At 39.1% G+C, this 19,890-nt stretch carries 21 protein-coding genes; 10 read left to right on the top strand and 11 right to left on the bottom strand.

Going from position 1 to position 19,890, the window contains the following annotated elements; genetic code table 11:
- Positions 1-4 precede the first annotated feature (4 nt).
- From DL897_RS03580 to mobA, 3 genes are all read right to left on the bottom strand, one after another.
- Positions 5-1,303 (bottom strand): L-lactate MFS transporter, encoded by a 1,299-nt coding sequence (locus tag DL897_RS03580; protein ID WP_240627255.1) that lies wholly within the window; start codon positions 1,301-1,303, stop codon positions 5-7.
- Positions 1,304-1,543: 240 nt separating this feature from the next.
- Positions 1,544-1,894, bottom strand: a complete 351-nt coding sequence (locus tag DL897_RS03575; protein ID WP_113657780.1) for a Na-translocating system protein MpsC family protein — start codon at positions 1,892-1,894, stop codon at positions 1,544-1,546.
- Between the two features lie 57 nt (positions 1,895-1,951).
- Positions 1,952-2,551, bottom strand: a complete 600-nt coding sequence (gene mobA / locus DL897_RS03570) for a molybdenum cofactor guanylyltransferase (protein WP_113657779.1) — start codon at positions 2,549-2,551, stop codon at positions 1,952-1,954.
- A 297-nt stretch (positions 2,552-2,848) separates the two neighbouring features.
- Here mobA and moaC point away from each other — a divergent pair, with 297 nt between their 5' ends.
- The 7 genes from moaC to moaA are packed head-to-tail and all read left to right on the top strand — an operon-like array spanning position 2,849 to position 7,367.
- On the top strand, positions 2,849-3,331 hold the full coding sequence (moaC, locus tag DL897_RS03565; protein ID WP_113657778.1) for a cyclic pyranopterin monophosphate synthase MoaC: 483 nt from the start codon (positions 2,849-2,851) through the stop codon (positions 3,329-3,331).
- On the top strand, positions 3,328-3,807 hold the full coding sequence (gene mog, locus DL897_RS03560) for a molybdopterin adenylyltransferase (RefSeq protein WP_113657777.1): 480 nt from the start codon (positions 3,328-3,330) through the stop codon (positions 3,805-3,807). Before moaC ends, mog begins: the two co-directional genes overlap by 4 nt.
- A gap of 46 nt (positions 3,808-3,853) precedes the next feature.
- Positions 3,854-5,152 carry a molybdopterin molybdotransferase MoeA gene (locus DL897_RS03555; RefSeq protein ID WP_240627254.1) on the top strand — a complete coding sequence of 433 codons (1,299 nt, stop codon included), beginning with the start codon at positions 3,854-3,856 and terminating at the stop codon, positions 5,150-5,152.
- A gap of 6 nt (positions 5,153-5,158) precedes the next feature.
- Positions 5,159-5,656: a molybdopterin-guanine dinucleotide biosynthesis protein B gene (mobB, locus tag DL897_RS03550; protein WP_113657776.1), complete on the top strand. Its 498-nt coding sequence runs from the start codon at positions 5,159-5,161 to the stop codon at positions 5,654-5,656.
- Entirely contained in the window at positions 5,657-6,055 is a 399-nt protein-coding gene (locus DL897_RS03545; RefSeq protein WP_113657775.1) for a molybdenum cofactor biosynthesis protein MoaE, read from the top strand.
- 20 nt (positions 6,056-6,075) lie between these two features.
- Positions 6,076-6,312 carry a molybdopterin converting factor subunit 1 gene (moaD, locus tag DL897_RS03540; protein WP_113657774.1) on the top strand — a complete coding sequence of 79 codons (237 nt, stop codon included), beginning with the start codon at positions 6,076-6,078 and terminating at the stop codon, positions 6,310-6,312.
- A 38-nt stretch (positions 6,313-6,350) separates the two neighbouring features.
- Positions 6,351-7,367, top strand: a complete 1,017-nt coding sequence (gene moaA / locus DL897_RS03535) for a GTP 3',8-cyclase MoaA (protein WP_113657773.1) — start codon at positions 6,351-6,353, stop codon at positions 7,365-7,367.
- A 64-nt stretch (positions 7,368-7,431) separates the two neighbouring features.
- Here the strand turns inward: moaA and DL897_RS03530 are convergent, their stop codons facing one another.
- Complete coding sequence (locus tag DL897_RS03530; protein WP_113657772.1) at positions 7,432-8,397, bottom strand: helix-turn-helix transcriptional regulator; 966 nt, start codon at positions 8,395-8,397, stop codon at positions 7,432-7,434.
- Positions 8,398-8,509: 112 nt separating this feature from the next.
- Here DL897_RS03530 and DL897_RS03525 point away from each other — a divergent pair, with 112 nt between their 5' ends.
- Positions 8,510-9,040, top strand: coding sequence for a dihydrofolate reductase family protein (locus DL897_RS03525; RefSeq protein ID WP_206186479.1), 531 nt, complete (start codon positions 8,510-8,512; stop codon positions 9,038-9,040).
- Positions 9,041-9,187: 147 nt separating this feature from the next.
- Here the strand turns inward: DL897_RS03525 and DL897_RS03520 are convergent, their stop codons facing one another.
- A complete protein-coding gene (locus DL897_RS03520; RefSeq protein WP_113657771.1) occupies positions 9,188-9,601 on the bottom strand; it encodes an Imm30 family immunity protein in 414 nt (137 codons plus the stop codon).
- An 859-nt stretch (positions 9,602-10,460) separates the two neighbouring features.
- On the opposite strand from DL897_RS03520, the gene DL897_RS03515 reads away from it, so the two are divergent.
- Together DL897_RS03515 and DL897_RS03510 are read left to right on the top strand one after the other, a co-directional pair.
- On the top strand, positions 10,461-11,321 hold the full coding sequence (locus DL897_RS03515) for a basic amino acid ABC transporter substrate-binding protein (protein WP_113657770.1): 861 nt from the start codon (positions 10,461-10,463) through the stop codon (positions 11,319-11,321).
- A gap of 48 nt (positions 11,322-11,369) precedes the next feature.
- Positions 11,370-12,158, top strand: coding sequence for a basic amino acid ABC transporter substrate-binding protein (locus DL897_RS03510; protein WP_113657769.1), 789 nt, complete (start codon positions 11,370-11,372; stop codon positions 12,156-12,158).
- A 260-nt stretch (positions 12,159-12,418) separates the two neighbouring features.
- Here the strand turns inward: DL897_RS03510 and DL897_RS03505 are convergent, their stop codons facing one another.
- The 6 genes from DL897_RS03505 to carA all read right to left on the bottom strand — a co-directional run bounded on the left by DL897_RS03505 (position 12,419) and on the right by carA (position 19,832).
- Positions 12,419-13,078, bottom strand: a complete 660-nt coding sequence (locus tag DL897_RS03505) for a hypothetical protein (RefSeq protein ID WP_113657768.1) — start codon at positions 13,076-13,078, stop codon at positions 12,419-12,421.
- A 512-nt stretch (positions 13,079-13,590) separates the two neighbouring features.
- Complete coding sequence (locus DL897_RS03500) at positions 13,591-13,818, bottom strand: hypothetical protein (protein WP_113657767.1); 228 nt, start codon at positions 13,816-13,818, stop codon at positions 13,591-13,593.
- Positions 13,819-14,126: 308 nt separating this feature from the next.
- Positions 14,127-14,714: an orotate phosphoribosyltransferase gene (gene pyrE / locus DL897_RS03495; RefSeq protein ID WP_168188626.1), complete on the bottom strand. Its 588-nt coding sequence runs from the start codon at positions 14,712-14,714 to the stop codon at positions 14,127-14,129.
- Complete coding sequence (pyrF, locus tag DL897_RS03490) at positions 14,711-15,439, bottom strand: orotidine-5'-phosphate decarboxylase (RefSeq protein ID WP_113657765.1); 729 nt, start codon at positions 15,437-15,439, stop codon at positions 14,711-14,713. Before pyrF ends, pyrE begins: the two co-directional genes overlap by 4 nt.
- 84 nt (positions 15,440-15,523) lie before the next feature.
- Positions 15,524-18,745 carry a carbamoyl-phosphate synthase large subunit gene (gene carB / locus DL897_RS03485; RefSeq protein WP_113657764.1) on the bottom strand — a complete coding sequence of 1,074 codons (3,222 nt, stop codon included), beginning with the start codon at positions 18,743-18,745 and terminating at the stop codon, positions 15,524-15,526.
- Complete coding sequence (gene carA / locus DL897_RS03480) at positions 18,738-19,832, bottom strand: glutamine-hydrolyzing carbamoyl-phosphate synthase small subunit (RefSeq protein ID WP_113657763.1); 1,095 nt, start codon at positions 19,830-19,832, stop codon at positions 18,738-18,740. Before carA ends, carB begins: the two co-directional genes overlap by 8 nt.
- Between the last annotated feature and the right edge of the window lie 58 nt (positions 19,833-19,890).

Here is a 19,890-nt window from a genome sequence, read left to right as displayed (position 1 = left end):
CTCCTCATTCTACTACACTTTCCTTCGTGTTTATACCTCTATCACTCATTTTTGTTTCACCTTGCTGATTCATTTGACGCAGTCGCTTGATATCAAAAAGAATCAATAAAGAGACCAAAAAGGCGACAATGCAAAGACCTGCAAAAACATATAAAGTATTGACATAACTTTGTGTCGTATCTCTAATCCAAGCAGTAAAGATAGGACCTGCTAAACCGGCTGCAGACCAAGCTGTGAGGATATAGCCATGAATAGCCCCAAGTTGTTTCGTACCAAAGATATCGCCAATATATGCTGGAACTGATGCAAAGCCACCACCATAGCAAGTAATAATCAAAAATAGTAAAATTTGGAATAATAGCGCATTTGAAATAGACGGTAGTATGAAATAAGCTGCAATTTGAATGATAAAAAAGGCCATATATGTAGTAGGACGTCCGATAAAATCAGATAATGAAGCCCAACCAATACGTCCCAAGCCATTGAACAGCCCCAATAAACCAACTACAGTTGCAGCAGCCATCGGTGTCATTTTTGCAAATTCTTGTGCCATGGGTGATGCCACAGAAAGAATAGCAATCCCACAAGTAATATTAATAAATAACATGATCCATAAGTACCAAAAACGACGCGTTTTCACAGCTTCATTAGCAGTGAGTTGTGCTAAGTCCTGTTTAACTGCTACTTGACCAGCTTGTTGCTTTTCCTTAAAACCTTCTGGTAACCATCCTGTTGGTGGTGGTGCCAAATACTGAGCCGATGCAAAAATAATAACAAAATAAATGGCTCCTAAAATAAAAAAGGTATTAGCAATCCCTATCGAAACAATTAATTTCTGCATAATCGGGCTACTAATGAGAGAAGCAAAGCCAAATCCCATAATGGCTAGACCTGTTGCTAACCCACGTCGATCTGGAAACCATTTCACCAAAGTAGACACAGGAGTGATATATCCAACTCCAAGTCCTATTCCTCCCAAAGCACCATAACAGATATACAGAAGAGTTAAAGATTCAAAATGAATAGCAAGACCTGCTCCAATCATCCCTAAACCAAAGAAAATAGAAGATAAAATCCCTGATTTCCTAGGTCCATACTTTTCTACAAAATGACCCAAAAAAGCTGCAGATAAACCTAAAAACAAAATGGCGATACTAAACGTCAAAGAAACTTGACTGGTACTCCATCCAAACTGACTCATGAGCGGTTTTGTAAATACACTCCATGCATAAACAGAGCCGATAGAGATATGAATTCCTACTGCTGATGCAGCAATCAACCATCGATTCTTTCCATTTTTCACTATACTTCCTCCAATACATTTTCTAATAACAAACAAAAAAAACGACATAAAACAACTCTCTTCCTATAGAGAGACTGTTTCATGCCGGATAATACCCCTACAAAACTGAATATAGGAGTTACCATCTAGCAAACGCTTACATGCATAATTAATAAACGAATTGTTCATTTATTCATCATGCTATTATTGATAATAAATTATTTCATTAAATATGTCAAGAAATTTTCATATTTTATAGTACTATTTATCTTGAATTTTTCGGTCAAATATGAATACAGATACTGCTATATCTTCTTCAATATTAATATCTGAAAATAGATTCATTAACTTTGCTCCCACTAATTCTTCCATACCCTCTGGAATTTTATCTGCATATACTTGCTGAATCATTTTGGTACGTGCTGTATGGATTAATTCCGCTCCCTGAGCAGTTTGTGCGATAAACTTCTCAGTGGGTGTTAGATTTCCATGTAAAATAGAAATAGCCATATTATCCACAAAGGTTGTTTTGATCCGCTCAGGACCTTTTCCAAAATGCTCTTTACGAACTTTTCTTACAATCTCATTAAATTGCGCCTCTTTTTTTCCCACTATTCATAATCACCTCGACTTCTAACCGCCCGTATAAATACAAAGTTTTTATTTCCTCTAATCCTGTTTCGATATTTCTTGCTGATAGTCTTCTGGGGTATTTACATTTGTTACAAAGCGTAAATCAAACCCTTTATGCTGAAAAAATGCTTCATCAAGTGCTAACCAGTCAATACGATCTAATAATCCAATGACGCGGCGTGAGCTTTCTTGTAATAAATCTTGTACTATCTTTTTACAGCGTCGATGATAAATTCCGTATAAAGGGTGTATCTTCCCTCTAATAACAGGAACTACCGCATCATAATCCATCTCTTTTTGTGATTTTACCATCCAGTGAGCAATATGACTCGATAGATACGGCATATCGCAAGCCACGATCCAAACATGGTCATAGCTGGCCTTTGACAAAGCAACACGCATTCCACCAAGTGGTCCCTGAAAAGGAACCTCATCTTGAATGATGTGTACTTTTGGCTGTACTATTTTTTTATATAAAGTAGGCTGATTGGTAACCAGTAATAGTTCCCTACAGCCTTTTTGCATTTCTCTCATTTGACGTTGTATCAACAGCTCTCCCTGAAAAGATAGTAGTGCTTTGGGATAGCCCCCCATACGTCGATTTTGTCCACCAGCCAAAATAACTCCTGTTATCATACACTCACTCTTCTCCAGAGATTTAAAAGGCAAAACAAAGGAAATTTATTCAAGAAAAGCAAACTATAGTATAATTTAATCATATCTCTTTGTAAATGTTAGTCATTGCATTATTAATAATGTTATGCAATGATTAATATGGATTCCAACCCTTATGTCTTAATTCTTTTACTTATTTATTTAACCTGACACAAATGAAATACTTTTTGCTTTTGTAATAGAAACTGATCGACAGGCTGTCATTTCAATTATACTTCACTTTTTTTCTTTTTTTGTTGATAATGAAAGGAAGATGATATGCTTACTCATTTTAATCAACAACAACGAGCAAAAATGGTAGACGTTTCACACAAAGAAGCCACTACTCGAACCGCTATAGCTAAGTCTTGTGTGGTCATGAAACCAAACACACTTCACACCATTGAGCAGAAAAAAATAGCCAAAGGCGATGTACTCGCTGTAGCACAAGTAGCTGGAATTATGGCCGCCAAAAAAACTTCTGAATTCATTCCGATGTGTCACCCCATCTTTACAACAGGAGTTGATCTACATTTTGAGAAAGTTGCAGAAGATACGCTTGAAATTGAGGCAACAGTCAAAACAGTTGGGGTTACTGGAGTAGAGATGGAAGCATTAACAGCGGTCAGTGTTGCTGCTTTAACGATTTATGATATGTGTAAAGCGATTGATAAAGAAATGACAATTGGTCCTACATACTTAGTGAAAAAAACAGGTGGCAAAAGTGACTATATTCATCAGGAAAGAGCTGATTCACAGTGAGTTGGAAAATCGGAATCATTACTGTCAGTGATCGAGGTACTACTGGCGAACGGATTGACCTAAGCGGACCAGCTCTAGTAGAGCTGTGTAATCAATGGGAAGTGATCGCTTATGAAATCATACCTGATGATCAAAAAACGATCGAGGAAACCTTAGTCCAATTAGCTGATGAAAAAAAATGCGACCTCATTTTCACTACAGGTGGGACAGGGTTTGCACCACGTGATGTCACACCTGAAGCCACGAAAGCAGTGATTCATAAAGAAGTCCCTGGAATTCCCGAAGCAATGCGCTCCGCTACTTTAACCAATACCAAATTTGCTATATTATCAAGAGCAATTGCAGGCATTCGCAATCAAACCTTGATCATTAATTTTCCAGGTAGTCCAAAAGGAGTCAAGGAGTGTTTCGCTGTCATTGTGGATGTTTTGCCTCACGCTTTACAAGTTTTAACAAAGAATGTCAGTCACGACTAGCTTCTTAGCCACCTCAATCATTTTGTTTTCGTATGGAGGTATCAATATGTCTATGCAAACAAACGAGCCCCCAGATAAAAATAAGGACTCCCATTCGTTACGATTTGGGCGTAAACCAATCAAAGTGATGGAAGCGCAAAATCGGATTCGCTCGCATATTCAAACAGGTAAAGTAGAAACCATCCCACTTACGGAAAGTGATGGACGTTATTTAGCAATAGATATTTTGGCAAGTGATGATCTCCCCCACTTCCGACGCTCAGGAATGGATGGGTTTGCAATTTATACTGCGGATACTCAAAAGGCATCGCGAGAAAATCCAGTATGGCTAGAAGTGATCGAGGAGATACCTTGCGGTTCCGTGCCCAGAAAAACCATCTCTTCTGGAAAAGCTACACGTATAATGACAGGTGCAGCTGTCCCTGATGGTGCAGATGCAGTCGTAATGATTGAGATGACTAACACATTAGAAAAAGACGGAAAAACCTATATTTCCATTCCCAGAGCAATTCCTCAAGGGGAAAATATTGCCCCGATCGGGTCTGAAATTAACAAAGGAACCTTGATTCTCCCGAAAGGAACAAAAATTAATGCTGGCGTTATCGCCCTTCTCGCCACCTTTGGTTATGCTGAAGTTTCAGTATATCAACAACCAAAAGTGGCTATTTTTGCAACAGGATCAGAGCTATTAGATGTGGATGAGCCATTAGTTCCAGGGAAAATTCGGAATAGTAATGGATATCTACTCTTAAGTTTACTTCAACAAGCTGGAGCTAAACCGATTTCTCAACTAAAACTTCCTGATGATGTTCAACAAGCGAAATCCGCCATTTTACAGGCATTGGATGAAGTGGACTTCGTGATCACTACAGGTGGTGTCTCGGTAGGTGATTACGATATTTTAGTTGATATTTTTGCTGAATGGGATGGACAAATGCTATTTAATAAGCTAGCCATGCGACCAGGCAGTCCCACAACAGTCGGAGTCCGTAATCAACAATTTCTATTTGCCCTATCTGGTAATCCTGGTGCCTGCTTTGTCGGTTTTGAATTATTTGTCCGCCCCACGATATGGGGAATGCAAGGTAAAACAAATTTAGAGCTACCTATGTTCACAGCAACTCTTTTGGAGGATTTTAGTAAACCAAGCCCTTTCGATCGTTATGTTCGTGGGATCACCTCTTATCAAAATGGAAAAGTATATGTCAGACCTGTTGGAGTCGAAAAATCTAGCATCACTTTGACGATTAAAGATGCCGATTGTTTAATTATCATTCCAGCTGGCGGGCGTGGCGCATCCACTGGGGATATCGTTCAAGCCATCTCACTAAAAAATATGGAGTGATCCACGTTGACGACACCCAAAATTTTCCAAGTGGTCGGATACAAAAATTCAGGTAAGACAACATTAATTTGCCATTTGATTCAAGAGTGGTCACACAAAGGCTTTCGTATTGGGACAATCAAACACGATGGTCATGACTTTGAATTGGATATAGCTGAAACAGACACTTGGAAGCATCGTAAAGCAGGTGCACATCAGATCGCTATCACGTCTAAACAAAAAACAGCGATTTTCAAACAGCAACCAACCGAGCTATCCCACTTGATTCAGATGATGTCTGACTTGGATATTCTAATCGTCGAGGGATTTAAACAAGCAAATTACCAAAAGGTTCTGATGACGAAAACAAAAGAAGATCTTTCTCTACTTCAACATCTGACAAATGTCATCGCAATCGTTTCATGGTTTCCACTAAAGCACCCTTCCCTCCCTGTGTGGAATATTAGCGAGCTGGAGGGCTTATCCAATTACTTGATGCAAAGACTAAGCGAGGTGTATCTATAGGTGTATGCTATAATTAAAGAGCCGATCGACGTAGGAAAAGTAATCTCTTCTGTATTGGATCCCAACTGTGGGGGAATTTGTACCTTTATGGGTACGATACGTGAACTAACCCAAGGCAAGAAAACCTTATATTTGGAATATGAAGCTTACGAAGAAATGGCTGAAAAAATGCTGCAACAAATTGGGAACGAAGTACTTGAACAATTTGACTGCTCTCATGTTTCTATCGTGCACCGAATTGGACGATTAGACATCGGAGAAGTCGCCGTTGTGATCGCTGTATCTGCCCCCCATCGTCAAGCCGCTTTCGAAGGATGTCGCTATGCGATTGAAAAACTAAAAGAAATCGTCCCGATTTGGAAAAAAGAGTTTGGTGATGATGGTTCATATTGGGTTTAAGTTCAAGGGAGGGAGATTATATGAAGATCCTATTCTTTGCCCAGTTGGGTGAACAGTTAGGAAAAAGCTTGGAATTTCCGTCTTCATCTACGATAACAGTCAGTCAATTACGTGAAAAACTAAGTGAACAATATCCTTTACATCAAGAACAAATTCAGGCTTGTATGGTCGCCATCAACCAATCCTATGCCACAAACAATACAAGGATTAAGCCAGATGATACTGTTGCTCTCATACCGCCTGTTAGCGGAGGGTAAACCGTTTATCTGATTATATAGTAAAAAGGGTGTTCCTGATGAAACAGCGAATTTTGGATAAATTGGGTCGTCCACTCAAAGACTTGCGTATTTCAGTTACAGATCGCTGTAATTTTCGTTGCCAATACTGTATGCCCGAAGAGATTTTTGGCCGCGACTATGTCTTTTTACCTAAGCACAAATTACTTAGTTTTGAAGAAATATCAAGGATCGTACGAATTTTTGCATCCTTAGGTGTCACAAAAATTCGTATCACTGGTGGGGAACCTCTTTTAAGAAAAGATTTACCAGAACTAATTCGAATGATTTCTTCGACTCAAATGATCGAAGATATTGCTCTGACGACCAATGGCGTCCTCTTACCCCATCTAGCTCTAAAGCTTAAGCAAGCAGGATTACAAAGGATTAATGTAAGTCTAGATACCCTAGATAACGAAAGGTTTTCCCAACTTAATTCTCGCTATCACCATGTTCAACAAGTTTTAGATGGGATTGAAGCCGCTCATCAAGCCGGCTTAGAAGTCAAAGTCAACATGGTTGTCATGAAGGGAATCAATGATGATGAGATTATCACTGTAGCTCGATATTTCCGAGACACAGAGACTATTCTACGCTTTATCGAGTTTATGGATGTAGGTAATACCAATGGCTGGAATCTTAAACAAGTTATTTCGAAACAAGAGATTGTCGAACGAATTCATGCGGAAATGCCTATCGAAAAGATAAATCCCAATTATTTTGGAGAAGTAGCTACTCGCTACCGCTATATAGGAACCCATAAAGAGTTTGGTGTGATATCTTCGATTACCGAACCATTTTGCACTTCTTGTACTCGAGCTCGTCTCTCATCTGATGGACATCTTTATACTTGCTTATTTGCATCAAGCGGATATAATCTACTCGAATATGTTCGCTCAGGCGCAACCGATGAAGAAGTCAAAGCCAAGATCATAGAAATTTGGCAAGCTCGGATGGATCGCTATTCGGAAGAGCGCCTTCAACAGACCAGACAATCCCACCGTCAAAAAATTGAAATGTCTTATATCGGTGGATAAAAAAACGATTTTATACACATCCCCCCTATAAATCAAGGGGGGCTTTATTTAATGGCAATGTAGTTCACTTCCTTTCATAAAAGTCTAACACTGCTCGAGCCATTTCTTTGACTTTTTCTCTTAAGGAAGTGGGCGAAAGGACTTTGACCTGACTGTGAAATCCAAGTATCGTTTCTGCTGCTTCTTGTTCAGTATCAAACCGGAGAGTAGCGGGTATCCATCCAGTTGACAAGGGTGGACCAGCGTCTAAAATCCTTACAAAACGATCCGTCCATTTGATCCGTTGAAACGTATAAGGGGATAATTCTACTTGGACGATGTATCGAGGTAAGTTCGCGACAAACTCACTCTTTGTTTGCTTCCAGTATGTAGTCATATTAAATCCAATTGGGCGTTCAAATCGCTTATCTAAAATAGTTACAGAACGAACTCGGTTTAACTTGAAACTTCGAATTTGATTATCCTCGTTTATAGCTACCAGATACCATTGATTACCTCGTGCTACCAGACCGAGTGGTTTGATCACTCGCTCTTTTTTTTGTCCGTCTGCTCGCTCATAAGTTATTTGCAGCTGGTTCTCCTCCCACACTGCCAGTAAGATCGGCTCGATCCAATCATTTCTTTTGTTGCTTTCCTTCCAGGGCTCTGTATCAATATAGATCCGTTCCCAAAACTTTTGTACAAGGGGTTCCACCATAGAAGGAAGAGCGGAAAATAACTTTTGTCGAGCTATTTGAAAGGGCTTGTCGATTCTCAAATCCTTTAGTAAAGCTTCCGGAAAGGAGAGAAAAAGGGAGGCCATCTCTTCTTTCTTCAATGTGAGTAATGTTTTACGATATTCATCCAAAAGCCTCCATCCTCCATTTTTCCCCCGTTCTGCAATAACCGGGATTCCCATCCCACTAAGAACATCCATGTCACGCAAGATAGTACGACTGGAAACTTCCAATTCCTGTGCGAGCTCTTGGGTAGTTGTTTTTCCTTTTTGCTGGAGGATCAGTAGGATTAACATTAACCGATCTGCACGCATTTGGACATCCACCTTTTTTTAAAAGATGACAATAGATGTCATCTTTTATCATGTAGTATAAATATATCCCTTTGATCTTCCCCATAACAAAAATCTTAAGGAGGCATTATTATTGCATAAAAAAGTAGTGGTTTACATTGCCATGAGCCTAGATGGTTATATCGCACGCGAAAATGGTGATATTGATTGGTTGCTTGAAAACTCTCCGTCAAATCCTGAAGAATATGGTTTCCCCGATTTTTACAAGTCCATCGATACTGTGATTATGGGAAAATCAACATATGATCAGCTGCCAGAACTATCCGATTCCTTTCCTTATCCGGATAAAAAATGCTATGTATTTTCTAAGAGCACATCTGGCAGTAATGAGAACGTAGAGTTTATCAATGAAGAAATCAGTTCTTTTATTAAAAAGGTAAAACTACAGTCTGAGGGCAATATCTGGTTGGTAGGCGGTGGCAAACTAATTGAGAGCTTCATAGAATCAGACGCAATCGATGAGTATATCATTACTATAGTGCCTATTTTAATCGGTAAAGGAATTCCCCTATTCAACAAAAACAACGTTGAAACTCTCTTGAAATTGAAAAGCCATTCCCGTTTCGGTGACTGCATCATGATCCATTATGAAGTAAAGCGATAGCCCTAGTAGAAAGTGTGTAATCTGTTCAATTTTTAAAAATGCCCGTATCTCATGTAAAATGATGCGGGCATTTTTAATCTACGTTAAGTTTAGAATATTACATCATGCTAATCAGATACATAGATCATCACTTTTTCTATGCCTGATTTAAGACTCACTTTCCATATCCTCTTGCATCATCTGTTCCAGAAGCTGTTCAATATACTGCTGGGTAGAGGTAGGAGCGAGCTTGAAATGTTGGAGAAACTGAACTCGTGACTCCGGATGATTGGCAATACGTGATAATAGCGTTTTAGTCCATTCCTGTGAATGGCTCATCATGGGAATCGCTTGTATAAAAGCCTCTCCAGTTTTATCAATCGATTCTAAAAAGTGAAGAAGTCTCCACATTACCTTAAAGTGTTCACAACGATCATCAAGTACAGTATAAAGATTGATTGCTACCTCTCTAGCATCTTCTTTGGCTAATGTTTCTAAAGCATTTTCAAAAGCTTGTATTTCATCAGTAGAACGAAGTAAGCGGTTCTCCTGAAGAGTTTGTACCCACATCTCTTTTGACATCCAATATCACCTTTCTCTTTCTAAGATATTTAGCTATTTTCTAAGTCTATCATTTTTTTATTATAAAGGTTATCTTCTTAATTCGTCCCCTTTTTAAACTCATCCTACTCCTTTATTCCTTCAATAGAACTTCCTAGTGTTCCATTTAAAGAAATGTTTATTTTTATAGATGAAAAGTCGATTTTGAGCCTGTTGCATCATTCGAATCAAAACCTAGATCATTCCTAGATGAAGCCGCGAATCGTTTTTGTATAGGATCGACTTTTGCGCCAAACCTTAAGAGGGAGTGAGTTCAAAAACGGTGAGCGACTGATTAAGAGGGCAACCTCGACTTTATAAGAGGTTCCATTCTACAAATAAATTAATTAGATAAATAAGGATAATAAAGAAAAAAATGCGTTTACAAAATAGAAAATAAAAGATAGCCGATATCACAATCCATATAGTATAATTTTGAATTGATGAATAAGGATAAATAATAATAAAATGAGGACAAATTATATCAGAATAAAATTAATCTTTATCTGCAATTAAAGCTACTAATATATCTAGCTTTTCCCTTTCTAATTAAACAACCTTAATTCCATTTCTAGGAGTATCTAAATAGATACATAGGAGAGGGAGAGCATTATCGGTTTATTATCCAAAGTATATTACATAATCCAATAAAAAATTAAACTATTAACGGATGAGGGAATAATCACTCTTATATATGCTGGACTTAGCCTCTTAATAAGATTATCTCCAGAGATAAGCACTGAGAAATTCCATGAGCTAAGAATGGGACGAAAGTAAGTTCAAGCAATTTAAGTACACCTTTTAAATATTTAAATCCAAAGCTATTGGAGGTAAAAAGGTAATGAAAAAAGCTTGGAATTTTCCCTTTATTTTTCTTATAGCTAGTATATTTTTTCTTACTAGTTGTAATATGAAAATTGGCTTTGGCGGAAAGGAAAGTTCTGCAAATGGGAAGAGATTATTAATTGCGACAGATGCTCAATTTCCTCCCTTTACTACTCTAGGGACAAATGGGGTGATTTCTGGATTTGATGTAGATATTTTTAATGCCATTATAAAGGAGGTGGGAATGGATGCTGATTTCAAACATGTAGGCTGGGATCCTATATTTACCGAAGTATTACAAGGTAAAGCAGATGCATCCATATGTTCTATTACGATTACTCCCGAACGACAAAAGAAATACGACTTTACCAATCCATATTTTACGACTAAACAATTAATTTTAGTCCCCATTGAATCAAACGCTCGCTCACTTTCATATTTACGAGGAAGCAAAATCGGGACACTAGTAAGCTCAACAGGATCTGAAGCTGTTAAAAAAGAATTTGGTGAAAATTACTCAAAGCTAAAGGAATTTGATGATATCCCCTCTGCTATTAAAGAGTTAGAAGCAGGTCGATTAAATGCAGTAGTTACAGATAGCGCAGTAGTCCAGTATTATATAAAAACACTACAAAAGGCTGAAATTAAAAAACAAGAAACCCTAACAAACAAAAATGAAAAAGCTATCTTTGTCGTTCAAATTGGTAGCACAAAAATTAAAGCAATCGAAGATCCATTTTTCCCTGCTGAAAGTTATGGAATCATGGTAAAGAAAGGGAACAAAGAACTTCTGAATAAGTTAAATGAAGGTTTAGCAAAAATCAAGTCAAATGGAACCTATGATCAAATCTATAAAAAATATTTTGGTGATCAGTAAATAGTAACAACAAATGCTATATTGATCCAATTCAAGGAGCGATGAAGAATGCGTAAAAGTCTATCCATTTTTATTACTGCTTTTATAGCTATGAGTCTTCTCTTAATAGGATGTCAATCAACCCCCTCTTCAGAAGCGAATAGCCCCCAACAAGAAACTAAAAAAATCCGCTTTGCAACAGAGGCTCAATTTCCTCCTTTTGAAAAAGTCGGGCCGGATGGAAAACTTACTGGATTTGACATAGACGTTATAGACGCAATTGCCAAAGAAATCGGTCTTGATATAGAAAAGAAACATATGGGCTGGGATGCCGTTTTTGATAGTATTGATCGTGGAAAAGCAGATGTAGCAATGGCTGCTATTACAATTACAGAAGATCGTAAGAAAAAATATGATTTTAGTGACTCCTATTTTGATGCTAAACAATTAATTCTTCTCCCAAAAGGTTCTAGTATCTCAACACTCAAAGAGCTAAATGGTAAAAAAATCGGTGTCATGGCTGGTACAACGGGAGAAGAAGTCGTAAAAAATGCATTCGGTAAAACCTATTCAAATCTCAAAGGTTATGATGATACGCCTGGTGCAATTGATGATCTACAATTAAAGCGCTTAGATGCAGTAGTAACTGATAAAGCGGTAGCCATTGATTATCTCAAAAAGCTGGGACAAGATAAATTTAAAACTGTCGAAGATTCTTCTTTGCCAATAGAACAATACGGCATTTTGGTTCAAAAAGGGAACAAAGAGCTCCTTAACAAAATGAATGAAGGCTTAAAGAAAATCCGTGAAAATGGTACTTATGATAAAATATATGAAAAATACTTCGGAAAGGAATAACTATATTTCAAATAGTCACCCAATTCAATTGAATTGGGTGATTTTTTTGTTTAGCAGTCATCGTACTAAACATGATTAGTCACATAACGAAAATATACCTTCGATAAAACCCATCTTTATGCAAATCGACAACACGGATATTTACTAGAAATATTTCCATGCCATTTAATAGCCTTCATTGTACATAAAAAGTAGTCTCATATAAACAGACTACTTTTTATAGATTATAATTCTGTTTCAGAATATAATACATCGAAATACTAAAAACAACTTACAACCGCTTGAGCGATCTCATCATAGATTTCTTCAATTCGATCTGCTTCTTCTTCATTTTTCAATTCATTTTCGTACCAATATATATATGTGTTGATACTCATTAGTGTAATCATCATGCTTATTACGACTTTAGGTAGCTCTCTCGTATTATTCTCCTGATACCATTTATCACAAAACATTTTCATTAGTTTAAGAATTTTTCTACATGCTGGTTCATCAAGTCCTGCACCATTTGCCAACTTAAAAAATAGATTTCCTTCCTTGGTAAATTGAGCAATCAACGCATATAAAATCGGGTTGTATTTCAGTCGTTCAGTAAATTCATCTACTTTTAAACATGCTTTGATCTCGTCACGAATCTTTGTACCACATTCTAAAACAAACTCTACTTGCTCTGGGTCTTCTGTTTTAATCCGAACAATTTCTGCAAAATCAACAAATTCTGGGTAGGTTTCAACTAAAAGCTTTGCTGCTGGAAAAACATCTAAGTCAGCGTACAACCTTCCCAATTCTCGAATACTTTCGCAAACCTTTTCAACCCTTTCAGCTTCAAACATTCTACCTGATCGCATGTCAGTAGACAATCCATCTTGTTCGGAAAAAAGTAGCTCTTCAATCTGATTTAGGATACTTTGTGCATTCACGACATTACCTCTTATCTAGTTCATGGTACTTACAAATCGAAAATAAATATACTTTTTTATGTATTTTGTTTATGATTACTATATCCATACAGTTTGTTTTTCTATTTTATCATATCGTAATGCAATCCATTCTCCTAGACTTAAACATTCATTGATAAATTACTAAGCTTTTAACCATTTGTTACCCTTTTTTATATTCCTTTACCCGATGTAACCACTCAATAACGAGTTCCAACATGAGTTTATTTTGTTCCATCGTTATCAATACCATATTTCTAAATTTATTTTCAATTGTCAACCTGCCCTCGATGTATCGTCAATTCAAAGGAGGAGTCTTTTTGACATTTGTACTGCTGGACAGATACAAGCTCACCATTTGAATGGGGAGCCCAAGCAATCATAAAAGAGAAGATTCATTCTTTATCCGAGTTACTCTAGATAAAAGACACCTCACAAAGTATGATCATCTATTTCACACTCTGTGAGGTGTCTTTTCGTTTGCAGCAAAAACTTCATAGGTTTAATTCTTTCTTTAACTCTTCCAAAGTAAGGTACTCTTCTTTCTCACGGTTACTTGCAGGTTGGTTTTCCGAAAAAGGATGATCAAAATCAGGAATATCCTCCCATATCTTTTGTTCTGCCCGGGTAACCAAATACTCCATATAGTCTAGTAAACTCCTTTTATCTTCCTCAGATAGTTTTTGAAACAAATGATCAAACTTCTCTTTGGGTTGCATCATGTTGATTTTCTCCTTATTTGAAAGTATGCCCTCAGCCTATTCCAATATTATATAAATCAACAGTCCTGAAACAATTTCTTTTTAACCTATTAACTTAATCTATCTTATATTAAATTTAACTATTATAGAAAAACTACCTCTTCTATAATAATATTTTCAAATTAATTTCAAATAAAAAAGACGAGAATTCATCTACATTCTAGTCCACTATAATAATCCTAGAAACGAAGAGACATACAAAAAGCTTGTACCACTTTAGACGTGATACAAGCTTTTTCGGGAAGTGTACAACTTTTTATAATGGAAGATTATGCTTCCTTCAATGTACTCCGACTTCCAGGCTTAATCACTGGAATACCCTGTTGACAGAGTGGACATTCTTCTGGAGTATAGCTTTCGATATGGATTTCAGTTAATGCTTGATAGGGATATTGAAATGGATTTTGTCCTTGATTCCGGTTGACCATGGAGCCAATCGCTACGATTTCCGCCCCTAACCCTTCTAATACCTTGATTACTTCTTTGACTGAACCACCTGTTGTGACTACATCTTCAATCACGAGGACACGCTCACCAGGCTGAATCGTAAAGCCACGGCGTAACTCCATCGTTCCTGCTTTTCGTTCCGTAAACAAGCAACGAACTCCTAAGGCTCTAGCTACTTCATGGGCAATAATCACACCACCGAGCGCCGGACCGACCACCAGATCAATTTTTTGATCTTTAAATAGATCAGAGAGTGCCTGGCCCACTGCTTCTGCTTCTTGAGGATGTTGTAATAATTGAGCACATTGCATGTATCTAGCACTATGCCGACCGGAAGATAAGAGAAAGTGTCCTTCTTTGAGTACACCAGTACGTTTGATAGCTTCTGATAACGACCATGTTTTTGTCATAAAGATAACCCCCGTGCTTGTTTGATTTCAGAAAGAATGTTTTCATAAGCTGTAATCGGTGATGGTGCCCCTGTAATCGGTCGCCCTATGACCAGATGATCTGCCCCATTTTGGATTGCAGCTGTTGGTGTCACTACACGTTTTTGATCTTGTACATCATGACCAAGTGGACGAATACCTGGTGTAACAGCTAAAAAATGAGATGATGTTGCTGCTTTGATCAAGCTAGCTTCTTGCCCAGAGCAGATGACTCCATCTGCTCCCGACTCATAGGCTAACTTCGCATAGCGCTCTACCGAATCGGTAATCGTTCCTGGTATTCCCAACTCGTCATTGAGCATGGATTGATCTGTACTCGTTAGCTGTGTAACAGCTAAGAGGCGAATCCGCTCTCCGCTAGTCTTTTTCTCAGCAGCCTCACGAGCCGCCTCGATCATCTGTCTTCCTCCACTAGCATGAATGGTAAGAAAATCAACACCAAGACAGCAAATGGATTCCACACCTTTTGCTACTGTATTGGGGATATCATGTAGCTTTAAGTCAAGGAAAATGGAGTATCCTTCTTCTTTACGCTTTGCCACCCACTCTGGACCCACTCGATAAAATAGCTGATATCCTACTTTAATAAACGGCTTTTCCTTCCCATCCCAGTGTGTGAGCATTTTTTCCGCCTGCTCTTTTTCTGGAAAGTCTAGGGCGATAATCACCTGTTTCTGTATCTCCATCTCCCTATTCCCCTTTCAAAGAATGTTTCTTTACTTGAGAAGATCCGATCTCCTCTGCTTCAGGAAATCGGATCAATGATTTGGTTATACCGTAACCAGTTCTTTATTTGCTTTACGCTGCACAGGCTGACCAATCGGTTCAGCTGAGAGGTAAATCGCTTCAAGAGTGGTGAGTAAGGCATCGACTGTATCCAAAGAGGTCAGACAAGCAATGCCATGTTCCACTGCTTCGCGACGAATCCGGAATCCATCCCGCTCTGGTGTTTTACCACGAGTCCATGTATTAATGACCAAATCAGCTTCACCTTGACGAATGAGATCAAGAATATGAGGTGATCCCTCTTTGAGTTTGTTTACTTCTTCTGCCATTATCCCTGCTTCTTGCAATGCTTGTGCTGTTCCCTGTGTCGCTACAATTCGGTAGCCTAGCTGGTTAAAACGGCGAATGAGCGAAATCGCTTCTTCTTTTTCCTTATCTCCGATGGTAGCAATAACAGTACCAAAACGTGGAAGAGTGATATCAGATGCAATCAAGCCTTTGTAAACAGCCCGAGCATAATCGAGATCCCGTCCCATCACTTCACCTGTCGATTTCATTTCAGGACCCAAGGTGATATCAACTCGACGTAGTTTTGCGAAGGAAAAGACGGGGGCTTTGACCGCGATTTCACGGCTTTCTGGCCAGATTCCTCCTGTATATCCTTGCTCTTTGAGGCTTTTGCCTAGAATAATATTCGTTGCCACTTGAGCCATTTGAATCCCTGTCACTTTACTTAAGAAAGGTACTGTCCGTGAAGCACGTGGGTTTACTTCCAGTACATAAATTTCCTCTTTGTGTAATACAAACTGGATATTAATTAACCCTTTTGTATCCAGTGCTTTGGCAATTTTCGTTGTAATTTCTAATACCCGCTCTTTTTGTTCTGAGGTAAGTGATTGGGGTGGATATACAGCAATCGAATCCCCTGAATGTACTCCTGCTCTCTCGATATGCTCCATGATTCCAGGAATAAGCACTTCTTCGCCATCACAAATCGCATCCACTTCTAACTCTTTTCCTTGGAGGTAGCGGTCAATTAAGACAGGATGTTCAGGATTTATCTTCACAGCCTCTTTCATATAAGCACGCAATTCCTCTTCGCTATAAACGATTTCCATCGCACGTCCACCCAAGACATAAGAAGGACGTACCAAAACTGGATAACCGATATGAGTTGCCGCTGTGACTGCCTCTTCAATCGAGGTAACCGCCGCACCGGGTGGTTGCGCAATCGAAGTCTGACGTAGCAATTCTTCAAAACGTTTCCGATCTTCAGCCCGATCAATTGCATCAAGCGAGGTTCCTAAGATCGAAATGCCTTCCTCGCGAAGCTGATAAGCCAGATTTAAGGCAGTTTGTCCACCAAATTGAACGATAACACCAACGGGTTTCTCTTTTTCAATCACATGGAGAACATCTTCTTTATAGAGTGGCTCGAAATATAAACGATCAGAAGTATTAAAGTCGGTTGATACCGTTTCTGGATTATTATTGATAATGACCGCTTCATACCCAGCTTGACGAATGGCCCAGATGGCATGAACAGTGGCGTAGTCGAATTCAACCCCTTGTCCGATTCGAATGGGACCGGATCCGAGTACTAGTACCGCTTTCTTGTCTGTTTTTTCAACCTCATCTTCTTGTTCATAAGTGGAGTAATAGTAAGGTGTAGCAGCTTCAAACTCGGCAGCACAAGTATCTACCATTTTATAGACAGGACGAATTCCTAGTGATTGACGTAGTTTACGTACTTCTTCTTCTGATACACTTACCAGTCTTGCAATCGTTTTATCCGTAAATCCAGTTCGTTTCACTTGGAGGAGTTTCTCATTATCAAGCCCATTTGCTTGTAGGTCACGTTCCAGATCAATAATCTTGCTGAGCTTATATAGGAAGTAACGATCAATTTTGGTTAGCTGATGCGCCTCTTCGAGTGAATAGCCACGTCGGAACCATTCGGCTAGTAAGAAGATTCTTTCATCATCGACCTCGACCAAACGCTTTCTGATCACTTCATCACTTAATTCACCAGCTTCTGGAAGATGAATATGATCAACACCAATTTCCAAGGAACGAACCGCTTTGAGTAAGGATTCTTCTAAAGTCCGGCCAATCGCCATCACTTCACCTGTTGCCTTCATTTGCGTACCTAGCTTCCGGTTGGCGGAAACAAACTTATCAAAAGGCCAACGTGGTATTTTACTGACAACATAGTCAAGAGCAGGCTCAAAGCAGGCGTACGTTTGACCCGTAACCGGGTTTTTCAGTTCATCCAGTGTATATCCTACCGCAATTTTCGCAGCAATCCGAGCGATTGGATATCCTGTCGCTTTCGAAGCGAGTGCACTAGAACGGCTTACCCGTGGATTTACTTCAATGACATAGTAATTAAAGCTATGTGGATCAAGTGCAAACTGCACATTACAACCACCTTGGATGTCAAGGGCACGGATAATTTTAAGGGCTGAGTCGCGCAGCATATGATACTCCCGATCCGATAACGTTTGGCTAGGTGCAAATACAATACTATCTCCAGTATGAACACCTACGGGATCAAAGTTTTCCATATTACATACAACGATACAGTTGTCTTGCGCGTCACGCATCACTTCATATTCGATCTCTTTGTAACCTGCAATGCTCTTTTCAATTAAGCACTGCGTAATCGGGCTATAACGTAAGCCATTATCTACGGTTTCTCTAAGTTCCGCTTCATTTTTGGCGATTCCACCACCTGTTCCCCCCAAAGTATAAGCAGGGCGAACAATGACCGGATACCCTATCTCATTTGCAAAAGTGATTGCTTCATCAATCGTATGCACAATCGTACTTGGTGGGATCGGTTCCCCAAGCTCTTTCATCAAATCACGAAATTGTTCGCGGTCTTCAGCACAAGTAATCGCACGAAGATCGGTCCCTAAAAGCTTTACTCCTTCGCGTTTCAGTACACCTTGTTTAGCTAATTCTACGGCAAGATTTAGTCCAGTTTGTCCTCCAAGAGTGGGAAGAAGTCCATCCGGTCTTTCTTTTCGAATCACTTGGGTAATAAACTCGGGTGTGAGTGGTTCAATATAAACGCGATCGGCCATATCTGTATCTGTCATAATGGTCGCTGGGTTACTATTAACTAATACGACTTCGATTCCTTCTTCCCGAAGAGCTTGACAAGCTTGTGTTCCTGCATAGTCAAACTCGGCAGCTTGTCCGATCACGATGGGTCCGGAGCCAATCACTAAGATTTTTGAAAGCTTTTGATCCTTAGGCATATACTTCTTCCCCTTTCTTAGCAAATGCATCCATCAAATTTATGAAATGAGCAAACAGATATTCAGAATCACGTGGTCCTGGTGCAAACTCTGGATGATATTGAACAGAGAAAACAGGATACTCTTTGTGACATATCCCTTCAACCGTTCCATCATTTAATGCGATATGGGTTGCTTCGAGTAAAGTCCCTTCCAGAGATTCATGAGTAACAGCATAGCCATGGTTTTGTGGTGTAATTACTGTTCGACCTGTTTCTAGCTCTTTGACTGGGTGGTTTCCACCACGATGGCCAAACTTTAATTTATCCGTATCTGCTCCACAAGCGAGCGCAATCAATTGATGTCCCATACAGATTCCAAAGATCGGTACTTTTCCAAGTAGTTCTTTAATCGTTTCAATCGCTTCGGGTACATCTTTGGGATCCCCAGGTCCATTGGACAACATGATTCCATCAGGACGGAAACGAAGAATTTCTGTAGCCGAGGTGTGATATGGTACAGATATGACTTCGCATCCCAATTCAGCCAGTTTTCGCTTGATATTATGCTTGGCACCAAAGTCTAGCAACACCACTCGCTTACCCGAATTGGGAGAAATATGAATGCTTTTAGTACTAACCCTAGCTACTTGATCATGCATGTGTGGACTATTTTTAAGACGCTCGATTAAAACATCCGTTGGTTCATCACTCGTGGTAAGCAATCCTCTCATCACTCCATGCTTGCGTAGTTTTCTCGTTAGCATACGGGTATCGATGCCAGATATTCCGATAATTCCTTGCTCTTTCAGCCAATCACCGATCGATATCTCATTCCGCCAATTACTGGCAAACTCTTGGTACTCACGAACCACCAAGCCATGGGCATTGGACTTTAAAGATTCATAGTCATCACGATTTAGTCCATAGTTTCCAATCAAAGGGTAAGTCATCGTAATAATTTGTCCACAATAAGATGGATCAGTTAAAATTTCTTGATAACCTGTCATACTGGTATTAAACACGACCTCACCCAAGGATTCTCCTTTCGCTCCAAAAGAAGTCCCTATAAACTCTGTTCGATCTTCTAAGATTAACCGCGCTTTCATCAAGTGTCCCTCCAATTGAGATAATATGATGATACCAATCACCTTGCCCCTTTGATGG

The sequence above is a fragment of the Thermoflavimicrobium daqui genome (assembly GCF_003313465.1).
GTDB classification, from domain to species: domain Bacteria; phylum Bacillota; class Bacilli; order Thermoactinomycetales; family Thermoactinomycetaceae; genus Thermoflavimicrobium; species Thermoflavimicrobium daqui.
This window is presented reverse-complemented; position numbering and strand designations above follow the sequence as displayed.